The 19058-nt window shown below is 69.8% G+C and carries 18 protein-coding genes; 7 read left to right on the plus strand and 11 right to left on the minus strand.

Features of this window, described 5'->3' with window-relative positions; translation table 11 throughout:
• Nucleotides 1-295 precede the first annotated feature (295 nt).
• Complete coding sequence (locus tag GWK61_RS26585) at nucleotides 296-1408, plus strand: RNA ligase family protein (RefSeq protein ID WP_194912404.1); 1113 nt, start codon at nucleotides 296-298, stop codon at nucleotides 1406-1408.
• A gap of 117 nt (nucleotides 1409-1525) precedes the next feature.
• Here the strand turns inward: GWK61_RS26585 and GWK61_RS26590 are convergent, their stop codons facing one another.
• Nucleotides 1526-2470, minus strand: a complete 945-nt coding sequence (locus GWK61_RS26590; RefSeq protein ID WP_194912410.1) for an RNA polymerase sigma-70 factor — start codon at nucleotides 2468-2470, stop codon at nucleotides 1526-1528.
• 81 nt (nucleotides 2471-2551) lie between these two features.
• On the minus strand, nucleotides 2552-3538 hold the full coding sequence (locus GWK61_RS26595; RefSeq protein WP_228562989.1) for a zinc-dependent alcohol dehydrogenase family protein: 987 nt from the start codon (nucleotides 3536-3538) through the stop codon (nucleotides 2552-2554).
• Between the two features lie 97 nt (nucleotides 3539-3635).
• Here GWK61_RS26595 and GWK61_RS26600 point away from each other — a divergent pair, with 97 nt between their 5' ends.
• Together GWK61_RS26600 and GWK61_RS26605 are read left to right on the plus strand one after the other, a co-directional pair.
• Nucleotides 3636-4502, plus strand: a complete 867-nt coding sequence (locus GWK61_RS26600; protein ID WP_194912415.1) for a helix-turn-helix domain-containing protein — start codon at nucleotides 3636-3638, stop codon at nucleotides 4500-4502.
• Nucleotides 4503-4708: 206 nt separating this feature from the next.
• On the plus strand, nucleotides 4709-6235 hold the full coding sequence (locus GWK61_RS26605) for a sugar porter family MFS transporter (protein ID WP_194912417.1): 1527 nt from the start codon (nucleotides 4709-4711) through the stop codon (nucleotides 6233-6235).
• A gap of 78 nt (nucleotides 6236-6313) precedes the next feature.
• Here GWK61_RS26605 and zwf read toward each other — a convergent pair whose 3' ends face one another.
• The 3 genes from zwf to GWK61_RS26620 all read right to left on the minus strand — a co-directional run bounded on the left by zwf (nucleotide 6314) and on the right by GWK61_RS26620 (nucleotide 9733).
• Nucleotides 6314-7813, minus strand: a complete 1500-nt coding sequence (zwf, locus tag GWK61_RS26610) for a glucose-6-phosphate dehydrogenase (RefSeq protein WP_228562990.1) — start codon at nucleotides 7811-7813, stop codon at nucleotides 6314-6316.
• Between the two features lie 84 nt (nucleotides 7814-7897).
• Nucleotides 7898-8809, minus strand: a complete 912-nt coding sequence (locus GWK61_RS26615; RefSeq protein WP_194912418.1) for an aldose 1-epimerase family protein — start codon at nucleotides 8807-8809, stop codon at nucleotides 7898-7900.
• A 93-nt stretch (nucleotides 8810-8902) separates the two neighbouring features.
• Nucleotides 8903-9733, minus strand: coding sequence for an NmrA family NAD(P)-binding protein (locus tag GWK61_RS26620; RefSeq protein WP_194912424.1), 831 nt, complete (start codon nucleotides 9731-9733; stop codon nucleotides 8903-8905).
• A gap of 80 nt (nucleotides 9734-9813) precedes the next feature.
• Between GWK61_RS26620 and GWK61_RS59780 the strand changes: the two genes are divergently transcribed.
• Nucleotides 9814-10779, plus strand: coding sequence for an AraC family transcriptional regulator (locus tag GWK61_RS59780; RefSeq protein ID WP_194912426.1), 966 nt, complete (start codon nucleotides 9814-9816; stop codon nucleotides 10777-10779).
• A 100-nt stretch (nucleotides 10780-10879) separates the two neighbouring features.
• On the opposite strand, the gene GWK61_RS26630 is transcribed toward GWK61_RS59780, so the two are convergent.
• Nucleotides 10880-11737 (minus strand): hypothetical protein, encoded by an 858-nt coding sequence (locus GWK61_RS26630; protein ID WP_194912428.1) that lies wholly within the window; start codon nucleotides 11735-11737, stop codon nucleotides 10880-10882.
• Nucleotides 11738-11809: 72 nt separating this feature from the next.
• Nucleotides 11810-12496, minus strand: coding sequence for a TetR/AcrR family transcriptional regulator C-terminal domain-containing protein (locus GWK61_RS26635; RefSeq protein ID WP_194912430.1), 687 nt, complete (start codon nucleotides 12494-12496; stop codon nucleotides 11810-11812).
• A gap of 140 nt (nucleotides 12497-12636) precedes the next feature.
• Between GWK61_RS26635 and GWK61_RS26640 the strand changes: the two genes are divergently transcribed.
• Nucleotides 12637-14265: a CocE/NonD family hydrolase gene (locus tag GWK61_RS26640; RefSeq protein ID WP_194912437.1), complete on the plus strand. Its 1629-nt coding sequence runs from the start codon at nucleotides 12637-12639 to the stop codon at nucleotides 14263-14265.
• Nucleotides 14266-14267: 2 nt separating this feature from the next.
• Here the strand turns inward: GWK61_RS26640 and GWK61_RS26645 are convergent, their stop codons facing one another.
• Nucleotides 14268-14858 carry an ArsR/SmtB family transcription factor gene (locus GWK61_RS26645; protein ID WP_323747765.1) on the minus strand — a complete coding sequence of 197 codons (591 nt, stop codon included), beginning with the start codon at nucleotides 14856-14858 and terminating at the stop codon, nucleotides 14268-14270.
• A 155-nt stretch (nucleotides 14859-15013) separates the two neighbouring features.
• On the opposite strand from GWK61_RS26645, the gene GWK61_RS26650 reads away from it, so the two are divergent.
• Nucleotides 15014-15508, plus strand: coding sequence for a hypothetical protein (locus tag GWK61_RS26650; protein WP_194912439.1), 495 nt, complete (start codon nucleotides 15014-15016; stop codon nucleotides 15506-15508).
• A 58-nt stretch (nucleotides 15509-15566) separates the two neighbouring features.
• On the opposite strand, the gene GWK61_RS26655 is transcribed toward GWK61_RS26650, so the two are convergent.
• Complete coding sequence (locus GWK61_RS26655) at nucleotides 15567-16097, minus strand: TetR/AcrR family transcriptional regulator (protein WP_194912441.1); 531 nt, start codon at nucleotides 16095-16097, stop codon at nucleotides 15567-15569.
• A gap of 99 nt (nucleotides 16098-16196) precedes the next feature.
• Between GWK61_RS26655 and GWK61_RS26660 the strand changes: the two genes are divergently transcribed.
• Nucleotides 16197-16610, plus strand: coding sequence for an organic hydroperoxide resistance protein (locus GWK61_RS26660; RefSeq protein WP_194912442.1), 414 nt, complete (start codon nucleotides 16197-16199; stop codon nucleotides 16608-16610).
• 111 nt (nucleotides 16611-16721) lie between these two features.
• Here the strand turns inward: GWK61_RS26660 and GWK61_RS26665 are convergent, their stop codons facing one another.
• Together GWK61_RS26665 and GWK61_RS26670 are read right to left on the minus strand one after the other, a co-directional pair.
• On the minus strand, nucleotides 16722-17126 hold the full coding sequence (locus GWK61_RS26665) for a hypothetical protein (protein ID WP_194912444.1): 405 nt from the start codon (nucleotides 17124-17126) through the stop codon (nucleotides 16722-16724).
• 299 nt (nucleotides 17127-17425) lie between these two features.
• Nucleotides 17426-18946, minus strand: coding sequence for an MFS transporter (locus GWK61_RS26670; protein ID WP_194912445.1), 1521 nt, complete (start codon nucleotides 18944-18946; stop codon nucleotides 17426-17428).
• Between the last annotated feature and the right edge of the window lie 112 nt (nucleotides 18947-19058).

The following is a 19058-nucleotide window of genomic DNA, read 5'->3' on the forward strand; positions in this document are numbered from 1 at the left end:
TCGGGATGCACCCCGAGCTGCTCGGCCAGACGCCGGACCACCGGCCGGGGCCGGGTGCTGCGATACATCTGGACTGCGCGTTCCCGCAACTCCGGCGGGTACTTCCTCGGCGGTGCCATCGGATCGGCTCCTCTCACGGGATCAATCACCACATGATCTTGAACCTCCGGCAACTCGGGGGACACTCACACCCACACCCGCAGCCGCAGCCGCAGCCGCAGCCCCGCCCGTATATCAGTTGTCCGCCAGGCCCGAAATGAGCGAAGATCCGCGAATGCTACGCCCGTATCCAAAAATGGCGTCGAAGGGCAAGGGCAACACCCCCGCCGCGCGCGAGTGGGTCGCGACCGAGAAGGTGCACGGCGCGCACTTCGCGCTCGTCTGCGACGCCTCTGGCGTCCGGCCCGCGAAGCGGCGGGAGCTGCTCGACGAGGACGAGCTCGACGAGTTCTTCGGCGTGAGCCGGATCTGGCCGACGGTGGCCGTGGCGGCAGCGCGATGTGCGGCGTTGCTGCGCAGCGGTGCCGGTCTGGCCGACGATGCGATCGTGACGCTGTACGGGGAACTGGCCGGCGGCCGTTATCCGCATCCTGATGTCGCGGAGGTCGACGGCGCGCAGCCGGTGCAGACCGGGGTCTGGTATGCGCCAGGCCTGTTCTGGCTGCTGTTTGACGCGCAGGTGACGCTTGGCAAAACCAGCAAATCCAGCGCGCCCGACAAACCCAGCGAGCCCAGCGAATCCAACGAGTTCGGCGAATCCAACGAGCCCGGCGAGCCCGGCGAGTTCGGCGAGTTCGGCGAGCCCGACGAACCCAGCGCGCCCAGCAAGCGCCGCTGGTGGGTCGCGGAGCGGGAGGTCCGCGCTGCCGCCTCGGAGGCTGGGCTTCTGAACGTGCCGGTGTTGGCGCGCGGGGCGTTGAAGCAGCTGCAGGACTTGCCGGCGGCGTTTCCGAGCCGCGTGCCGGCGTTGTTCGGCTTGCCGGAAGTGGAGGACAACCTGGCGGAAGGCTATGTCCTGAAGCCGGCCGTCGAGTGGGAGGAAGGCGCCGAACGCCCGATGCTGAAGGTGAAGCAGAAGGCCTTCGCGGAGGACGAGCGCTTCGCCGGCGCCCGACCGTATATCGCGCCGCCGGAAGGCGCGGCGGGGGTCCCGGCGTGGCTGGTGGTGCAGGCTTCAGCGTTGCTGACGCCGACGCGCGCCGCAGCCGCGGTGAGCAAGTTGGGTCCCGGTAGCGCGCCGGAGATCGTGGCGACGGAGATCGCGAAGGACGCTGCGGAGGAGATCTCAGAAGAGCTCGGCGGGCTGGATCCTGTGCAGATGGAAGGGCTTGCGGACGCTTTGATGGCAGGTGCACGGACGTTGGCAGCTTTCGACGCGGCCGATCGGGAGCGTGCCACGAGACGCTGACGGGCCGCCCCGAGATGTCGGAGTGCGAGATGTCGGCGCCCGAGGTATCGGAGCAAGCCCGAGATATCAAGGCGACCCGAGATATCGGAACAGCCAGTTTGCCTACTCCCTCTACTCCTACTCCCCTACCTCCGCGACCGCCACCGCCACCGCCTCAACCTCCGCCGCCGCACGACTCAGCGCCCAAATATCCGCAACCGGCCCCACATGCCCAAGCTTGTCGGGATTCACCACCGCATGGATGGCCTGAATCCGTCCGTCGAGCACATCAAGCGTCATCACACTGAGCACCTTCCCGTCCGGCGCATGGAAGATAGCGCCAGGCTGCCCATTGAGCGTATGCGGTTCCAGGCTCACCCCGATCCGTCCAAACCGCTCCGCCACCAGCCCCATCAACGCCGCCACGGCCTCAACCCCATACGCCTCCTGCGCGACGAGCGGAGCCTTGCCGCCGCTGTCACCAACCAGCGACACATCGGCCGCCAGCAGCTCGCGCAGCCCGGCGACATCCCCCACGCGGAAGGCGTCGAAAAAGCGCTCAGCCAGTTCCTCGCGTTCCCGGCGGTCGGCCTCGAACCGCGGCCGGCCGTCATTCATATGCCGCCGCGCACGGACCGCGAGCTGCCGGCACGCTGTCTCCGAGCGACCGACCGCCGACGCCACCTCCGGAAATCCGAAGCCGAACACCTCGCGAAGCACGAAAACCGCGCGCTCCAAAGGAGACAGCCGCTCCAGCAGCAGCAACGCGGCCGTGGACAACGAGTCCGCCAACTCCGCCGCACGCTCAGGATCCTCATACGGATCCGACAACAGCGGCTCAGGCATCCACGGCCCGACGTACTCCTCCCGCCGCACCCGAGCCGAACGCAGCACATCGATCGAGATCCGCGTGACCACCGCCGACAAGAACGCCTTAACTGACACCGGCACCGTCGCGGCCCCCTGCCACCGCAACCATGTGTCCTGCACAGCGTCCTCGGCCTCGGCCACACTCCCCAGAATCCGGTACGCGATCGAGAACAGCAGCGGCCGCAGGTCCTCGAACTCCTCATCGCGCGTCATGACCCATCTCTTCCTTGGCCGCCGTAATCATCGTGTCGGCTCGTCATCAACCAAGACGAGACAGCCCGGCAACCTGTGACATCAACCGATCTCGATGACGACCTTCCCGAAGCTCCCCTCATCGCGATACGACCGAAACGCAGCAACCGCCTCGCCAAAACCGAACACCCGGTCCACAACCGGACGAATCCGATGCGCCCCGACCGCCCGGCACAACGCTTCGAGCTCCGAACGGTTCCCGACGAACTCCCGCCAGACGGTGGCCAGCGATCCGCTGAGATCGTCCTCAGTGATGGTGATCGCCCCCGGCTTCTCAGACACCACCCACAGCAGGCAGATCTTCGCGTAAGCAGCAGCAGCGCGCAGCGACTGCCCGAAGGTGGCCGGGCCCTGCGTCTCCACGACCAGGTCGACGCCCGCGCCTCCGGTCAGCGCACGAACCTCCTTGGCCCACTCCGGCGTCGCAACGTAATCCACCACCTCGTCCACCCCGATCTCGCGCAGCCGCTCCGCCTTCGCCGCACTCGACGTGGTGGCGATGACGCGGCAACCCATCACCTTCGCAAGTTGCGCGCTGAACACCGAGACGTCGCCAGTCCCCAGGACCAGCACCGTCTGTCCCGCGGTCAACGTCCCGGGCCGCGTGAGGGCGTTCCACGCCGTCACACCCGCGCATGGCAGCGCAGCGGCCTCGGCATAGCTCAGGTGGTCGGGGATGCGAACCGCCGCAGCCTCGTCAATCAGCACGTACTCGGCCAGCCAGCCGTCGGACGTGCAACCCAGCTGGTCAATGACATCCGCACGCAGCGGCCCACTGATCCAGCGCGGCCAGTACGACGCGGTAACACGGTCACCGACAGAGAAGCGGCGGACGGCGTCCCCGATTCCCACGACCTCGCCAGCACCGTCGCTGAGCGGGATCACATCGGGGCGCGCCGGCAGCGGGTATCGGCCAGTCGTGATGAGCAGGTCGCGACGGTTGATCGAGGCAGCCTTGGCCTTGATCAGGAGTTGGGTCGGGCCTGGGGTCGGCGTGTCTTCGGTGCCGGCGATGATGTCGTCGAGCAAGCCGGCGCCGGGCAAGCGATAAGTACGCATGACTTCACCATGCGGCGACGCGCGCGATGATCCAATTCCCTACAGGGAATGGACCGCCGGCGCTGCGATGCCGAAGACTCCCTTTGTGAGCACCGCGATCTCCCAGATCTCATCAACGCTGCCCTCCCCAGCGTTCGGCACCGAGCTGCGCCGCTGGCGAACGCTGCGCCGCGTGAGCCAGCTGGAGCTGGCCAACCGCGCCGGCACCACGCAGCGCCACCTGAGCTTCATGGAGCAGGGCCGTTCGCACCCGGGGCGCCCGATAGTGCTGCGGCTGGCCGAGTCACTACGGCTCACACTGCGCGAACGCAACGCCCTGCTGTTCTCAGCCGGCTACGCCCCGGCATACGAAGAGACCAGCTACGACGCGCCGGCGATGTCTCCGGTGCGCGAGGCGTTGGAGCGGGTCATCGAAGGCCACCTGCCGTATCCAGCACTGGTGCTCCGACGGCCGGGGCGCGTGATCGCGGCCAACCGGGCCTTCTCGATCTTCCTGGAAGGCTGCTCTCCGGAACTACTCGCCCCGCCGATCAACCTCCTGCGCATCATGCTCCACCCCGACGGCGTCGCACCGCGCGTCGCCAACCTCGCGCAGTGGGGACGCCACGTGATCGACAATCTGCGGCTGCTGGCGATGCAGAGTCCTGCCCAAGGCTTGGACGCGCTGGTGGAGGAGCTGGCCGGCTACGTTCCAGAGGCCCCGGTGGACCAGACCCACCTCGGCTTCGCCGTGCCAATGCGCCTAACCGTGCGTGAAGGCGAACTGCGACTGATGACGGCGCTGACAGCCTTCGCCACAGCCGTAGACGTCACGGTCGCGGAGTCGGTGCTCGAATCGTTCCTCCCCGCGGACGCCGAGAGCGCCGAGATCCTGGCGGAACGAGACCGGCTGGCACAGGAGCGCGGCGAGCCGCGATTGCTCGCCGGGCTCTAGCCACTCGCCAGGATCTAGCCGGACTGTAGCCAGGCAGCCAGGCAACCAGACAGCCAAGCTCCCAGACGCAGCCCATCGAAAACCCCAAAATCCCCCGTCCGGCCGCTCACCGTTCGGGTCACCACGCATGCCGTCGGCGCCCGGCACGACCACGATGGCAGAGGCGACCGCCGCCCCGCCCTGGCACGTGAGAATGCGAGCGACCGATGCAAGGCTTCTCCCGGGAACCCGGCACCACTGGGCCGATCACGATCACCCTGCCCAAGGCCGGTGAGCGGCGGGTCTGGGGCTGGGCGCTCATCATCGCGGTCGGCGGCTTCCTGTTCGGCTTCGACACCGGCGTGGTGTCCGGCGCGCTGCTGTACATCGCCAAGGACTTCCACCTGTCGAACTCCGAGAAGAGCAGCGTGGTCAGCGTCCTGCTGATCGGCGCGATGATCGGCGCGCTGGTGGCCGGCCGGATCTCGGACTCGCTGGGCCGCAAGAAGGCGGTGACGGTCTTCGGTCTGGTGTTCGGCCTGGGTACGCTGATCGCCGTCGTGTCGCAGAACTACGGGACGCTGCTGGCCGCGCGGTTCATCCTCGGCCTGGCCGTCGGCGGCGCCTCGGCGCAGGTCCCGGTCTACCTCGGCGAGATCTCCCCGGCGAACATCCGCGGCCGCATCCTGTCGCTGAACCAGCTGCTGATCACCGTCGGCATCCTCTGCTCGTACCTGATCGACCTGGCGTTCTCCAGCAGCGGGAACTGGCGCGCGATGTTCGCCTTCGGCGCGATCCCGGCGCTGGTCCTGAGCCTGGGCGTGTGGTTCGTGGTGCCGGAGTCGCCGACCTGGCTGTACACGCGGGGCCGCGTCGAGAAGCTCCGCCAGAACCTGCTGAAGGTGACCGACGCCGCGCAGGCCGACGAGATCATCGAGGTCTACGGGCAGCGCACCGCACAGGCCGCGCGGCAGGAGGCGGCACGCAGTACGCACGAGAAGGGCTGGCGGATCCTGCTCACTCCGTCCGTGCGCCCGGCGATGGTCGTGGGCCTGACGATGGCCGCGCTGCAGCAGTTCGGCGGCATCAACACGATCATCTACTACGCCCCGACGATCATCGAGCAGACCGGCCGCAGCGCCAGCAACTCGATCATCTACTCGGTCTACATCGGCATCATCAACTTCGTGATGACCATCGTCGCCATCAACACCATCGACCGCCTCGGCCGGCGCCAGCTGCTGCTGCTCTCGCTGGCCGGGATGGCCGGCTTCGTGGCGCTGCTGGGCTTCAGCTTCATCTGGAGCTGGAACTCCAACCTGACGCTGCTGTTCATGGTCGCCTACATCGCGGCCTTCGCCAGCGGCCTGGGCCCGGTGTTCTGGGTCCTGGTCGGCGAGATCTTCCCGACCCGGGCCAAGGCCGACGGTTCCAGCGCGGCGACCACGGTGAACTGGCTGTCGAACTTCATCGTCAGCCAGTCCTTCCTGACCGTGGCCAACGGGATCGGCCAGGGCCAGACCTTCCTGATCTTCGCCGGGGTATGTGTCGTCGGCCTGATGTTCGTCGGCCGCTACGTGCCGGAGACGAAGAACCGCGACACGAACGAGGTGCAGCAAGCGCTGTTCAAGCGGTTCGGCATGCAGCCGGTGCCGGAGGCCGGGACCGGGACCTCCGCAGCCTCGTACGACGCCGGGCGCACCGACGCCGGCTCGGCGGTCGATCGCGCTGATCGCCGTCGGCATCGCCGGTGAACCGCAGCCTCCTGCGCCGGCGGCAGAGTGGTTGGTCTACCGCCGGCCAGCGGCCGATCCGCTTCCGCTGCCGCGCTGCTACTTCTTCTTCGCCGCACCCTTCGCCGCAGGCTTCGGCTTAGGCGCAGGCGCCCCGTCCTCAACCTGCGGTTCTTCGAGCAGCTCCTCGGCCGGATCGTGCCAGCCGTCCGCCCCAGGCAGCTTCGCCGCCGCCTCCGGCCCCCAGCTGCCAGACTTGTAGACGGTCGGCTTCGTCGGCTCCAGGATGTCACCGACGATCCGCCAGCTCTCCTCGATGGCCGGGAAGAACGCGAACCCGCTGGAGTCGCCGACGATCGCCGCGAAAAGGATGTTCTCGTAAGGCTTGGCCTGCCCGCCGAGAACCTTCTCGAAGTCGATGCCCATCGGGAACGCCACCGGCAGCTGGCCGCGCTCGCCCCGGCGGGCCATCAGCTCGAAGGCGATCCCGGCGCCGGGCTCCAGGCGGATCCGGATCAGGTTCGGCGGGACGTCGGCGGCCAACCCCCGGAACAGCTCGGACGGCGGCCGCCGCAGCTGCACGCACACCTCGGTCGCGGTGACCGCCAGGTCCTTGCCGCTGCGGATGTAGAACGGGACGCCGGCCCAGCGCCAGTTGTCGATCCACAGCCGCAGCGCGATGTATGTCTCGGTGTGCGAGCCCTTCTTCACGCCCTGCACGTCGAGGTACCCCTCGTACTGCCCGCGCACGACGTCCGCCGGGTCGACGGTGCGCACCGAGTGCAGCAAGCGCCACTTCTCCAGCGACTGCGCCTGCGCGTCGCCGACCGTCGGCGCGTCCATCGCCAGCAGCGTCATGACCTGGAACAGGTGGTTCTGGACGACGTCGCGCAGGCAGCCGACGGCGTCGTAGAACGAGCCGCGGTCGGCGACGTCGAAGTCCTCCGCGAGGGTGATCTGCACGTTGTCGATGGAGGAGCGGTCCCACACCGGGGCCAGCAGGGTGTTGGCGAAGCGGAAGGTGCCCAGGCCCTCGACCGACTCGTCCCCCAGGAAGTGATCGACGCGCAGCAGGTGGTCGCGGTCGAAGTACTGCTCCAGCACGGCCTCCAACTCCCGGGCCGAGGCGAGGTCGTGGCCGAAGGGCTTCTCCACGATCAGCCGCGCGTTCTTGTTCAGCCCGGCCTCGGCCAGCCCGGCGGCGACCTTGTCGAACAGCGAGGGCGGGATGGCCAGGTAGTGCGCGGCGAACCCCTTCCCGGCGATCGCCTTGCCGACCTTCGCGTAGATCGCCGGATCGGCGAAGTCGCCGGTGACGATGCTCAGGCCCGCGGCGAACTTCTTGAACACCTTCTCGTCGATGGTGTAGCCGGCGTCGATCACCGACTGCCGCGCATGCGCGCGCAGCGCCTCGTCGTCGAAGTCCGAGTAGGCCACGCCGACCACCGGCACCTTGAGCATGCCGCGCTCGGTGAGCCGGTACAGCGCCGGCAGCAGCATCTTCTTGGCCAGGTCGCCGGTGATGCCGTAGAGGACCAGGACGTCGGCGCCCTCCAGATCGTGGTTGTGGGTCGAGGTCACGCTGGCGGACAGCGGCATGAGCGGGCTCCCTTGCTGGTGGTGTCGGCGGAACCGGGAGACGGATGGCGGGTCGGGCAGACGGTAAGTCATGCAGACGGCGGGTCAGCCGGCCGCGATCCCCCACGAGCCGCGGTACTCGGCGCCCGGTTCCAGGCGGATGAGGTCCACGCCGCTGGCGAAGGCGTTCGGCGGGCCGGTCATCGGCTCGCAGCCCAGGCCGCGGCGGCGGCTGTCGGCAGGGACGTTGTCCGCGGTGTAAATCTCCAGCCACGGCTGCGCCTTGTCCAGCCAGAAGGAGACGCTGCGCCGGCTGCCGGTCAGCCGGACCCGGGCCAGGCCGTCGGTGCCGCGGTCCAGGCCGGTGAAGGCGATGTCGATCATCTGGTCGCCGAGCACCCGGCCGGCGCGCAGGTCGTACTCACCGCCCGCGACGTCCTTCGGCCCGCCGGTCGGGATCATCCGGTCGTCCACCGGCTGGTAGAAGCCGCCCGGGAGCTGGACGGTGCAGGTGTCGAGCGGCTCGCCGACGGTGAGGTAGGGGTGCGTGCCGTGGGCGTAGGGCAGCGACCGGGTGCCGGGGTTGGTCGCGACGAGCATGACCGTGAGGCCGGTGGCAGCGTCCAGACGGTACTCCGCCTCGACGTCGAGGCGGAACGGGTAGCCGGTCGAGCCGTGCAGCGCGCAGGCGAGGCGGACGGCATCCGGACGCTGCTCCACCGGAGACCAGGCGGCCCAGCGCATGAGTCCGTGGATCGCGTTGTCCAGTTCCGGCTCGGACAGGTCCAGCTGGTAGTCATGGCCGTCGAAGGTGTAGCGGCCCCGGTCCACGCGGTTCGGCCAGGGGATCAGGAGCTGCCCGAACGCCGCCGGCGCTGGTTCGTCGGCGGCGTAGGTGAGGACGAGGGGATCGCCGTCGTGGGTCAGCTCTCTGAGCCCCGCGCCCTCTCCCGTGATCACCGCGCGGTAGGGGCCGGCGGTGATCTCGTACTGCTCACCGGTCAGGAAGTCGGGCATGGCTCCTTGGTAACCGGGGTGCGGCGGCGGCGCGCCCCCAGGCGGCGGAGGCTGCCGCCATCCGGTGAACGCGCCTCGGCGAACGCCGGCCGCTCAGCTCCAGCAGCCGGTGGCGGCCGCCGCGACGACGAAGTCCTCGAAGCGGCGCGGAGCCCGGCCGAGCGCGCGTTCGACACCGTCGGCCAGGCCTGCGACGGCACCGTCGCGGCCCATCATCACCAAGCGCGTCATGCGCTCGGCCGCGTTCTGCGGGACCCCGGCGGACAACTGCTGCTCCAGGTACTCCTCAGGGGTGATGTCGAGGTACTGGAGCGGATTCCCCGAGGCCTTGGCGATCAGCTCGGCGGCCTCGCCGAAGCCGATCGCCCGCGGACCGGTGAGGTCGTAGGCCTGACCGGCGTGGCCGTCCTCGGTGAGCGCGGCCGCGGCCACGTCGGCGATGTCCTCGGCGTCGAGGAAGGGCAGCCGCCCCTCGCCGCCGGGCAGCGCGAGCGTTCCGCTGCGGACCGCCGGAAGCCAGAAGTCCTCGCTGAAGTTCTGCGCGAACCAGCCCGGCCGCAGGACAGTCCATTCCAGGCCCGAGTCGACGACGGTCTGCTCGGTGCTGTGGAGCCCGTGCTGCTCGTTGCTGCTGCCTTGCGCGGTGAGCAGGACCAGGCGCTGGACGCCCCCCGCCACCGCGGCCTCGACCAGGGCCGCCATCCGCGGCGTGGTCTGGCGGCCGGCGTCGGGGCTGGGTTCGAAGAGGTAGGCGGCCGAGACGTCGGCCACGGCCGCGGCGTGGGTGGCTGGGTCGTCGAGGTCGAGCCGGACGTCGCCGCCGGTGCGGCCGGCGGTCCGGACCGAGTGGCCGGCGGCGGTGAGGCGGGACGCGATGCGGCGGCCGGTCTTGCCGGTACCGCCGAGGATCAGGAAGTTCTTCACCTCTTCAGGTAATCGTGATCGGCGTGGACTCTCCATGGGAGAACGTCGCCAAAGCCTTTGTGATCGTCTAGCCTGGGCCTGTGGACACGCTCAGCGATCTACTCCGCCGCGCCGGAGCCGCGGACGCGCAGGTACGGCAGCTGGTCCAACGGCCTCCGTGGTCGATCACCTACGCGCAAGCCCCGGCGCTCACGGTGTTCGCCACCCTCAACGGGCACGCGGCACTGCGGCTGGAGGATGTACCGTCGGTACCTCCGGTGCAGCTCGCCGCAGGGGACATCGCGCTGGTCGCGCACAGCACCCGGCACACCATCTCCGACGATCTGGCCACGCCGCCGCAGGTGGTGATCAGCGGCGGCCGCAAGCAGCTGCTCGGCGACCCCGCGCTGCATCCGGAACTGGAGGCGAACCTGGCCCCGCGCACCTGGGGCGACGGCCTGCCCGGCGCGACGACGGTCCTGCGCGGGATCTTCCAGCTGCGCGGCGACGCCGGCCGCCGCCTGCTGGCGATGCTCCCGCCGCTGGGCGTCGTCCCGGCCGGACCGCGCACCGGCGCGGCCCTGGCCCTGCTGGCCGACGAGGCCGCCCGCGACGAGCCCGGCCAGGAAGCCGTCCTGCACCGCTCACTCGACCTGGTGCTGGTCCTGGCGCTGCGCGGGTGGTGCGCCCGCTCCGGCCCGGTCTTCCCTTCCTGGTACTCGGCGCTCGCGGACCCCTCGATCGGCGCCGCGCTGGACCACCTGCACACCGACCCGGCGCGGCGCTGGACGGTCGCCGAGCTCGCGGCCGTCGCCGGCCTGTCCCGCGCCGCGTTCGCCGCGCGCTTCACGCAGCTGGTGGGACAGCCGCCGATGGCCTACCTGACCGACTGGCGCATGACGCTGGCCGCCGACCTGCTGCGCGACGAGGACGGGACGACGGTCGCCGCCGCGGCGCAGGCGGTCGGGTACCAGGACGCGTTCGCGTTCAGCGTCGCCTTCAAGCGGGCGAAGGGGATGAGCCCTTCGCAGTGGGGGCGGGAGGAGTTCGCCGGGCAGGTCGGGTGAGTCGGCTGAGTCGGCTGACGGTCGTGCGCTCGACGCCGCGAACGGTCCGGCGACCGACCCGCCGACCCCGAGCTCTTGCTGAACCCTGAGCTCTCGCTGATCAGTGCTGCCCGGACGGGAAGGCCTTCCCGACCTTGGCAGCGGCCACCTGCACATCGTGCTGAACCGCGCTCAACGCCGGTTCCTGCGGCTTCGCGCCCCCGGTACCCGACTCGGACACGGTCAGCACGGTGAGGCTGTTGCCGCGCAGCATGACCGTCATGTAGACGTAGCCCTGGCTGCCGGCGGTCGAGGCCGGCTGGTCGGGCGGGTACATCGCGACGCGGATCGCGTACGCGTCGGCCACGCCGTTGAGGTGGACGTTCGACACCGAGAACTTCGCGGGCTGGTCCGTCCACTGAAAGTGGACCGCGCAGCCGGCGATCCAGCCGCGGTGCTTGGCGAAGTCGTCGGCGGCGACCGCGGTGGACGTGTAGGTCAGCACCGACTCGCTGACCTGCGCGTTGCTCGCACTCGACCAGGTGACGTTCCGCATGGTCGCCCAGGCCTTGTTGACCGGGTAGTTGGGGTCCACGTACTGCGGACGCGCGACCGGGTCGCAGTCGTCCGGGTCGATGATCTGCGCCGCGGAGACCGTCTGGCCGACGCTGTTCGACTTCCAGGACCCGTCCCGGGGCGGAGCCAGGTCCGGGAGGTTCAGCATCGCGGCGTCCGGGACGTTGGTGTGGAGCGGGGTGGTCCCGGTGGTCGGCGTGGCCGAGGCGTCGGTCGAAGCCGAGGTGGTGGGAGTCCCCTGCGGCGTCGAGGTCGCCGGGGTCGCCGGAGCCGTCGCGCTCGTCGAACCGCCGGCGCCGGGCGCCGCGGCGTTGCCGCCCTTCGACACGGACGATGCGCAGGCGCTGATCCCGACGGTCGACACCGCGAGGACGGCCAGGGCGACAGACGCCTTGACGTTCATAGGTTTTCCTCCCCTGGACAAAGTCTTCTCGTTGACAATGACGCTCGGCCGCCGCGCAGGTTGCTCCGGTCGCTATCCCAGCCCGCCGATGACCCGCGCGAGCATCCGCTCGAAGGTCTCGTCGGCTTCCGGAGGCTCCGCGCCGTCCGCCGCCATCGCCTCCGCGAGGTGCGGATACGCCCCCGACCCGACGGCGGCGGCCAGATAGCGCGCGTTCGACGCGACGAACTCGCGCACGTCGTCGGTCCGCCCGAGCGCCTGCTGCTGCGCCACCTCGTAGCCCACGTGGCTGGCCACGAAGCCGCTGACCAGCGCGAAGGCCTCGCTTCGGGCCCGCGGCGACATGCCTGACGGCGCCAGCACGGCCAGCGCGTGGTCCAGCGCCTTCAGGGTGTTCGGGCCGAGCGTGCGGCGGCCGGCGAGCGCCACCGGCAGCCAGGGGTGGCGGGTCATCAGCGTGCGCTGGTCCCGGGCGAAGGCGGTCAGGTCGGCGCGCCAGTCGCCGGTCGGCGCGGGGAGCTGCTGCTCGCCGATCACCGCGTCGATCATCAGCTCCAGCAGCGCGTCCCGCTCGGAGACGTAGGTGTAGAGCGACATCGTGCCGGAGCCGAGGGCGGTCGCCACCCGGCGCATCGTCAGCGCCGAGAGACCTTCGGCGTCGGCCACGCCGACGGCGGTGGCGACCACCGCCTCCCGGGTGTGCGCCGGCGGCCGGCCCCGGTTATGGCGGCGCTCGGACCACAACGTTTCGGGATCCACGCCTTGATTCCCCTGGTTCCTTCGGTTCCTTCGAGCCCTGACCTGGTGATCGTGAAGATCGGTTGCACAGACAATCTTGCCAGCCCTATTCTCGTACATGGTACGAGAACTACGGAAACCAGCCGCCAGGAGGCCCCGCCATGAAGCTCCCGCTCAGCACCCGCATCGCCCGCCGAACCTTGGGCGCCCTGCCCAGGCCGCAGTTCGCCGTGTCATGGGAGCCCGGCCTGTCGGTCCCGATGGCCGACGGCGTGGAGCTCCTGGCCGACCACTACTTCCCGGATCCGGTCGCGGCGCAGGACTTCCCGACGCTGGTCGTGCGCTCGCCGTACGGTCGCGGCTTCCCGTGGGCGGCCCTGTACGGCCTGGCCTTCGCCGAGCAGGGTTTCCACGTCCTGATCCAGAGCGCCCGCGGAACCGCCGGATCGGGCGGCGTCTTCCAGCCCTGGCGCGACGACGGGCCCGACGGCCGCGCGACGATCGCGTGGCTGCGGCGCCAGGCCTGGTTCGACGGTCGGCTCGGCATGGTCGGGCCGAGCGGGATGGCGTACGCGCAGTGGTCGCTCGCCGCGGACCCCCCGCCGGAGTTGAAGGCAATGGTGGTGCACGTCCCGCTCCACAACCCGCACGGCTTCTTCCACCGGAACGGCCTGTTCGCCCTGGAGGACGTGCTGATCGCCACCACGGCCGTGCAGACACAGCAGCTCGGCCTGCGGCGGTTCCTCGGCGCGATGCTGCGATTGGCGCGGGCGATGAAGCGGATCGTGCGGGCCGAATCGCCGGTCGAGGCGTACGCGCAGGTCATGGGTGAGAGTCCGGCCTTCCTGACCGGCGCCGTGGCGCATCCCGACGCCGCCGACGGCTACTGGCAGGGCACGGATCCCCTGGCCGCGGCCAGCGGCTTCGAGGTCCCGACGCTGGTGGTCAGCGGCTGGTCCGACGTGGCCCTGGACCAGGCGCTCCAGCAGTACGCGCGGCTGCCGTCCGGACGTCGATCGCTGCTGGTCGGGCCGTGGACGCACACCGCGACGTTGCAGCGGGGCCTCGAGACGGTCTTCGCCGAATCCCTGGCCTGGCTGCGCGGACACTTGGTCGACCTGGCCCCTCCGAAGGGGCGCGTCCGCGTCGCCGTCAGCGGTGCTGGTGGCCGCGTTGGTGGCGGCGCTGGCGGCGGCGGTAGCAGTGAGTGGCGTGATCTGTCAGCCTGGCCCCCGGCGGCCGTACCGGTGGCCTGGTATCCGCACCCTGACGGCGGACTGTCACGCGAGCCGCCGCAGACCCGGGCTGAAACCGGAACCGTGCGCTACGACCCTTCCGACCCGACTCCATCGCTCGGTGGCAGCGGCCTGGCGCAGAAGGCAGGCGTGCGGGACAACAGGGCCTTGGAACGTCGCGACGACGTCCTGGTGTTCACCAGTCCGCCGCTGACCGAGGCGATCGAGGTCGTCGGTGCGGTGGCCGCCGAAATCCTGGCCGATCCCGGTGGAGCGGCACCTTCGGCGACGCTGTTCGTCCGGCTCTGCGATGTCGACGACCGCGGCCGGTCCCGGAACGTCTGCGACGGCGTCGCCCGCGTGACGAGCACCGATCCGGGAGCACCGCCGACCGCCGTCACCATACCGATGTCCTCGACAGCCCACTGCATCCTGCCCGGCCATCGAATACGCGTCCAGATCAGCGGCGGCGCCCACCCGCGCTTCGCCGCCGGACGCGAGGCGTTCCACGTCGCGATCCGCCCCGGCTCCGCGATCGTCCTGCCCGTGGCCTGACCTCACTGCCCTGGAGGATCCTCCGGCGGTTCGGGGATGACGAACATCCGCAAGGCCATCATCCGCGCACCCTCCGGCGCCTCCCGGGGGTCGGCGTGCCCGTACTTCCACTGCAGTTCTTTGTACTCGCGCAGGAATCCCGACAGTTCTTCCTTGGTCATCCAGAACCCGCCGCGGAAGATCTGCGCCGGTCCCTCCGGGCCCTCGTACTGCGTGAGCACGCGGTAGTACAGGTCGATGTCGTGCGTCGCCTGCTCCCGGGCCCGGTCCGCGAGCGCGGCGAACTCGGCGGGGTCCATCGTCGAGGGGTCCGGCGCCTCCAGCTGGATCGGCAGCGCGCGCCACCAGCGCTCGCGGCCGGTCGAGCGCTCCGGGATCTCCTCGACGAACCGCAGCTCGGCCAGCTTGCGCAGGTGGTAGCTGGTGGTGCCGGTGCTCTCGCCGAGGGCCTTGGCCAGGCTAGTGGAGTTGGCCTCGCGATGCTGCTGCAGGTAAGCGAGCATCCGGCGGCGCAGCGGGTTGGCCAGCACACGGAAGATGGTGGACCGGTCGCCGGCGGCGGTGCCGATCGGCTCGGGAGGCGTTGAGGGCACGGCGTCACCCTACCTCGCACACCCCGAGCTGCCGAGAGTTCTGCAAAGATGTTTGCAGAGATGCTTTGCAAGCTATCTCTGCACTCTCTAGGCTGGACCACGGCCGCAGGGCGAGCAGCGCCGTCGCGGACTCGTCACCGATGGGTGTGGGTGCCATGCGCAGCACAGGTGGAACGAATCCAGGCCGGGTCGGCGTGTCAGGGTGCAGCTACCTGAACGACCACCACGTCGAGAACGACGCCACGATCACCCAGAAGGTCCAGTCCCTACGAATCGACAACCCCGCGGGGCAGATCATGATCCACGCCGGGGACACCGGTGGCGGCGTCGTGGTGCACCGCGACATCGACTACCACATCGACCAGCCGCCGACCCCGGGCCAGACCGTCACCGGCGGCGTCCTGGACCTGACCTCGGGGTGCGGCGACAGCTGCGGGATCGCCTACGACGTGACCGTGCCGGCCTCGGTCGCCGTAACCGTCGTCGACCACGCCGGCGAGGTGAGCGTGGCGGTGCCGAACGGGGCCCACGCGGTTGACGCGTCGAGCAAGGCCGGTGCGCGGACCGTGGACGTCCCCTACGATCCCGCCGCGAGCCACCACGTGAAGGTGTCGTCCGACGCCGGCGCGGTCTCAGTGACCTCGGCCTGAGATCGAACCGGGTGCCGAGCCGGCTACCGGACGCCAAGCACCGGACGGGGCAGAACCCTCACAGCCCGGCGAGGGCGGTCCGGACGCCGGCCTCCACGGCCGCCTTGTCCCCGAGACCGCCGGCCACGGCGATCCCGTCCCGCACCAGCAGGAGCAGATCGGCCTTCAGGTCCACGTCGGAGCGGCCGGCGGCGACGAGGATGTCGCGCATCAGGCTGCGGTACCAGGCGCGGTAGTCGTCGACGAGGTGGCGGACCGGGTGGTCGGGATCGGCGAACTCCGCCGCCGCGTTGAGGAACGGACAGCCCCGGAACCCGGGCCCGACGCTGACCTCGGCCAGCTTGGCGAGGATGGTCTCGATGCGCTCCACGCCGACGCCCGGGACCCCGGCGAACAGCTCGCGCTGGCGCTCGTACTCGGTGGCCAGATAGGCCACGACCAGCTCTTCCTTGGACTTGAAGTGGTGGTAGAAGGTCGCCTTCGCCACTCCGGCGTCGGCGATCACCCGATCGACCCCCACGGTGTGGATGCCCTCCAGATAGAAGAGCAGCGTGGCGGTTTCGAGAACTCGGGTACGGGCTGACCTCACATACTTGACGGTACCAGACAGATCTGTCTACTGTAAGCAGCGAACCAGACAGACAGATCTGTCTAGTCCAAGCCCTTCCCGCACCTTGGAGGCCCGCTCATGAAGCCCGTCTACACCGCCGTCGCCACCTCCGTCGGCCGCGAAGGCCGCTCCTTCACCGACGACGGCAAGCTCGACCTGAACATGGCCTTCCCGGAGTCGCTGGGCGGCAACGGCCAGGGCACCAACCCCGAGCAGCTGTTCGCCGCGGGTTACTCGGCGTGCTTCGCCAGCGCGATGCAGCTGGTCGCCAAGCAGCAGGGCGTGGACGTCTCCGACGCCTCGGTGACCGCCGAGGTCACGCTGAACAGCCTGGACGGCGGCGCCTTCGGCCTGTCGGTGGTGCTGCGCGCCGAGCTTCCCGAGGAGCTGCACGGCGAGAAGGGCAAGGCCCTGCTGGAGGCCACGCACCAGGTCTGCCCGTACTCCAACGCGACCCGCGGCAACATCCCGGTCGAGATCGTCGTCGAGTAGTCGAGTAGTCGAGCAGCAGCTGCTCGGCAGCAGCGGCAGCAGCACTAGAAGCAGTGGAAGTAGTGGCGGCAGCTGCCTCCGGGGCGCCGGCTGACAGCAGCGGCGCCCGCACTACTTCTTGGCGCCGCCCTTGAAGGGTTCCTCGCCGGGCTTGTCGGCGCGGAACCGCAGGGCGGACCAGACCTCGTCGATCGCCACCTGTCCGTTGGGCCGCATGCCGAACTCCACGACGATCGGCCACAGGCTGTCGCGATTGATGTCGGTCCGGTTGGCCTTCGGGTAGGCGATCCAGACCACCGGCGGCTTGACGATGTCGGCCTGGTTCACGGTCAACAACGCCCGCGCCGAGTCGGCGTCGTCGGCATACAGGACCGCGACGTCGGCCGCCGCCAGGTCCTCGATCCGCTCCGCACCGTCCGGCAGCTGACCGACCTCGGCGAACCGCTCCGGATGCGAGGTCCAGACCGAGCGGCCCGGCTTGATGGCGAGCTTCTCGGCGACGGTCTTGTCGGCCATGGCGGTCCTCCAGCGGTTCGTGGTTCTGGTTCTAGCTCGTGGTTCTGGTTCTGGTTCTGGTTCTGGCTCTGGCTCTGGCTCTGGCTCTGGCTCGTGGTTCTGGCTCTGGCTCTGGCTCTGGCTCTGGCTCTGGCTCTGGCTCTGGCTCGTGGTTCTGGTTTGTCGGTCGTGGATCGCGAGGCGTTTCCCGCCCCAGCACAACAGACGAAACCGCCTCGCGAAACTCATCGGCGCCGGTCCCCCGTTCCCGGGGGCCGGCGCCGATGCGCGCTCAGGCGTCCAACAGACGGCTGGTGACCTCAGACCATCAAGTCCTGCTCGCGCAGAACCAGGACGTCGAGCTCGTCTTCGAGCTCCTCGGCGAGCGTGGACTCGACCGCGGTGCGGCGGCTGCGGAACAGTCCGCCGGCCAGGATCAGCAGGCCGCCGACCGTGGCCACGGCCACGAACACCAGGACCGGCCGGTAGCTGGCGAGCACCTGCGCGTTGCTCTGGGCGGCGTTGCCGCCGTTGGCGGCGATGATCGCGGTCGAGGCGGCCAGCACCACGGTGATGCCGACCTGCAGCGCCGTGTTCAGCAGCCCGGAGACCAGGCCCTGCTCCTCGTCGGCGATGCCGGAGGCGGCCTGCACGTTGATCGCCGGGAAGGCCAGGCCGAAGCCCAGGCCCAGCAGCACGATCGAGGGCAGGATCACCCACCAGCTCGGGGTCGACCCGATGCGCAGGAACTGCAGGTAGCCCAGCGACAGGGCGGCGAAGCCGGCGACGCCGACCCGGGCCGTGCCGTACTTGTTAAGAACGTCGGCGATCTTGAAGCTGGCGACCAGGACGATCAGGCCGGCCGGCAGGAACGCCAGGGCGGTGTGCAGCGCGCTCCACTTGGACAGCGTCTGCAGGTACTGCGTCACGACGAACTGGAACGAGGCGTAGCCGCCGAACATCAGGCCGCCGCCGATCAGGGCCCGGATCAGCGACGGGGAGCGCAGCACGCCGAGCCGCACCAGCGGGTTGGCGACCCGCAGTTCGGTGACGACGAACCCGGCCGCCAGCGCGGCCGCCGCGACGAACGTGCCGATGGTGACCGGCGCCAGCCAGCCGATCTGCGGGGCCCGGACGATGCCGAAGACCAGCAGCAGCACCGAGCCGGTGCTGGTCACCGCGCCCAGGATGTCGTACCCGCCGCGGTCCTCCTTGGCGACCGGCTGGTCGCGGTGGATCAGCTTCGCGCCGATCACCAGGATCAGCGCCGCCACCGGCGCCGGGACCAGCAGCGTCCAGCGCCAGCCGGCCTCGGTGAGCAGGCCGGAGAGCACCAGGCCGAGCGAGAACCCGGCGGCGCCGCAGGTGGTGTAGATGCTCAGGGCCCGGTTGCGGTCCGGCCCCTCGGCGAAGGTGGTGGTGATGATGGACAGGCCCGCCGGGGCGGTGAACGCCGCGCTGATCCCCTTCACGAACCGGGTCGCGATCAGCAGGCTGCCGTCGTCGACCAGGCCGGACAGCAGCGAGGCCACGGCGAAGACCGCGAGCGCGGTCAGGAACACCCGGCGCCGGCCGAGCAGGTCCGCCGCGCGTCCGCCGAGCAGCAGGAAACCGCCGTAGCCGAGGACGTAACCGCTCACGACCCACTGCAACGACGAGGTGGACAGGTGCAGGGACTCACGGATCGACGGCAGCGCGACGCCGACCATCGAGGTGTCGAGGGCGTCGAGGAACAGGGCACCGCACAGAACTATGAGGGCGCCCCACAAACGAAGTGGCCAACGTCCCGACGAGGCGGACTCGCCGGGACGCAGAGTTGTCGAGGTGTCGCTGTGGCTCATGCCGGGAAGATTACATGCACATGCACTTAGTGTGCAAGCAACTTATGCAGGAGCACTTTATGTGAAGGAACCTTGTGCGGGAGAACCTTGTGCGCTCGCACGTGTTATCATG

Source organism: Catenulispora rubra (genome assembly GCF_015356825.1).
GTDB lineage: Bacteria > Actinomycetota > Actinomycetes > Streptomycetales > Catenulisporaceae > Catenulispora > Catenulispora rubra.

What these genes read in the sequence shown, in the direction of transcription:
- zwf (WP_228562990.1), bottom strand. Translation starts at nt 7,813, where the DNA reads ATGCCGCTGTCCGCCAGCGTGACCTCGACCCACAACCACGATCTGGAG.
- GWK61_RS26670 (WP_194912445.1), bottom strand. Translation starts at nt 18,946, where the DNA reads ATGAGCCACAGCGACACCTCGACAACTCTGCGTCCCGGCGAGTCCGCC.
- GWK61_RS26605 (WP_194912417.1), top strand. Translation starts at nt 4,709, where the DNA reads ATGCAAGGCTTCTCCCGGGAACCCGGCACCACTGGGCCGATCACGATC.
- GWK61_RS26600 (WP_194912415.1), top strand. Translation starts at nt 3,636, where the DNA reads ATGCCGAAGACTCCCTTTGTGAGCACCGCGATCTCCCAGATCTCATCA.
- GWK61_RS26650 (WP_194912439.1), top strand. Translation starts at nt 15,014, where the DNA reads ATGCGCAGCACAGGTGGAACGAATCCAGGCCGGGTCGGCGTGTCAGGG.
- GWK61_RS26615 (WP_194912418.1), bottom strand. Translation starts at nt 8,809, where the DNA reads ATGCCCGACTTCCTGACCGGTGAGCAGTACGAGATCACCGCCGGCCCC.
- GWK61_RS26640 (WP_194912437.1), top strand. Translation starts at nt 12,637, where the DNA reads ATGAAGCTCCCGCTCAGCACCCGCATCGCCCGCCGAACCTTGGGCGCC.
- GWK61_RS26630 (WP_194912428.1), bottom strand. Translation starts at nt 11,737, where the DNA reads ATGAACGTCAAGGCGTCTGTCGCCCTGGCCGTCCTCGCGGTGTCGACC.
- GWK61_RS26665 (WP_194912444.1), bottom strand. Translation starts at nt 17,126, where the DNA reads ATGGCCGACAAGACCGTCGCCGAGAAGCTCGCCATCAAGCCGGGCCGC.
- GWK61_RS26660 (WP_194912442.1), top strand. Translation starts at nt 16,197, where the DNA reads ATGAAGCCCGTCTACACCGCCGTCGCCACCTCCGTCGGCCGCGAAGGC.
- GWK61_RS26590 (WP_194912410.1), bottom strand. Translation starts at nt 2,470, where the DNA reads ATGACGCGCGATGAGGAGTTCGAGGACCTGCGGCCGCTGCTGTTCTCG.
- GWK61_RS26585 (WP_194912404.1), top strand. Translation starts at nt 296, where the DNA reads ATGGCGTCGAAGGGCAAGGGCAACACCCCCGCCGCGCGCGAGTGGGTC.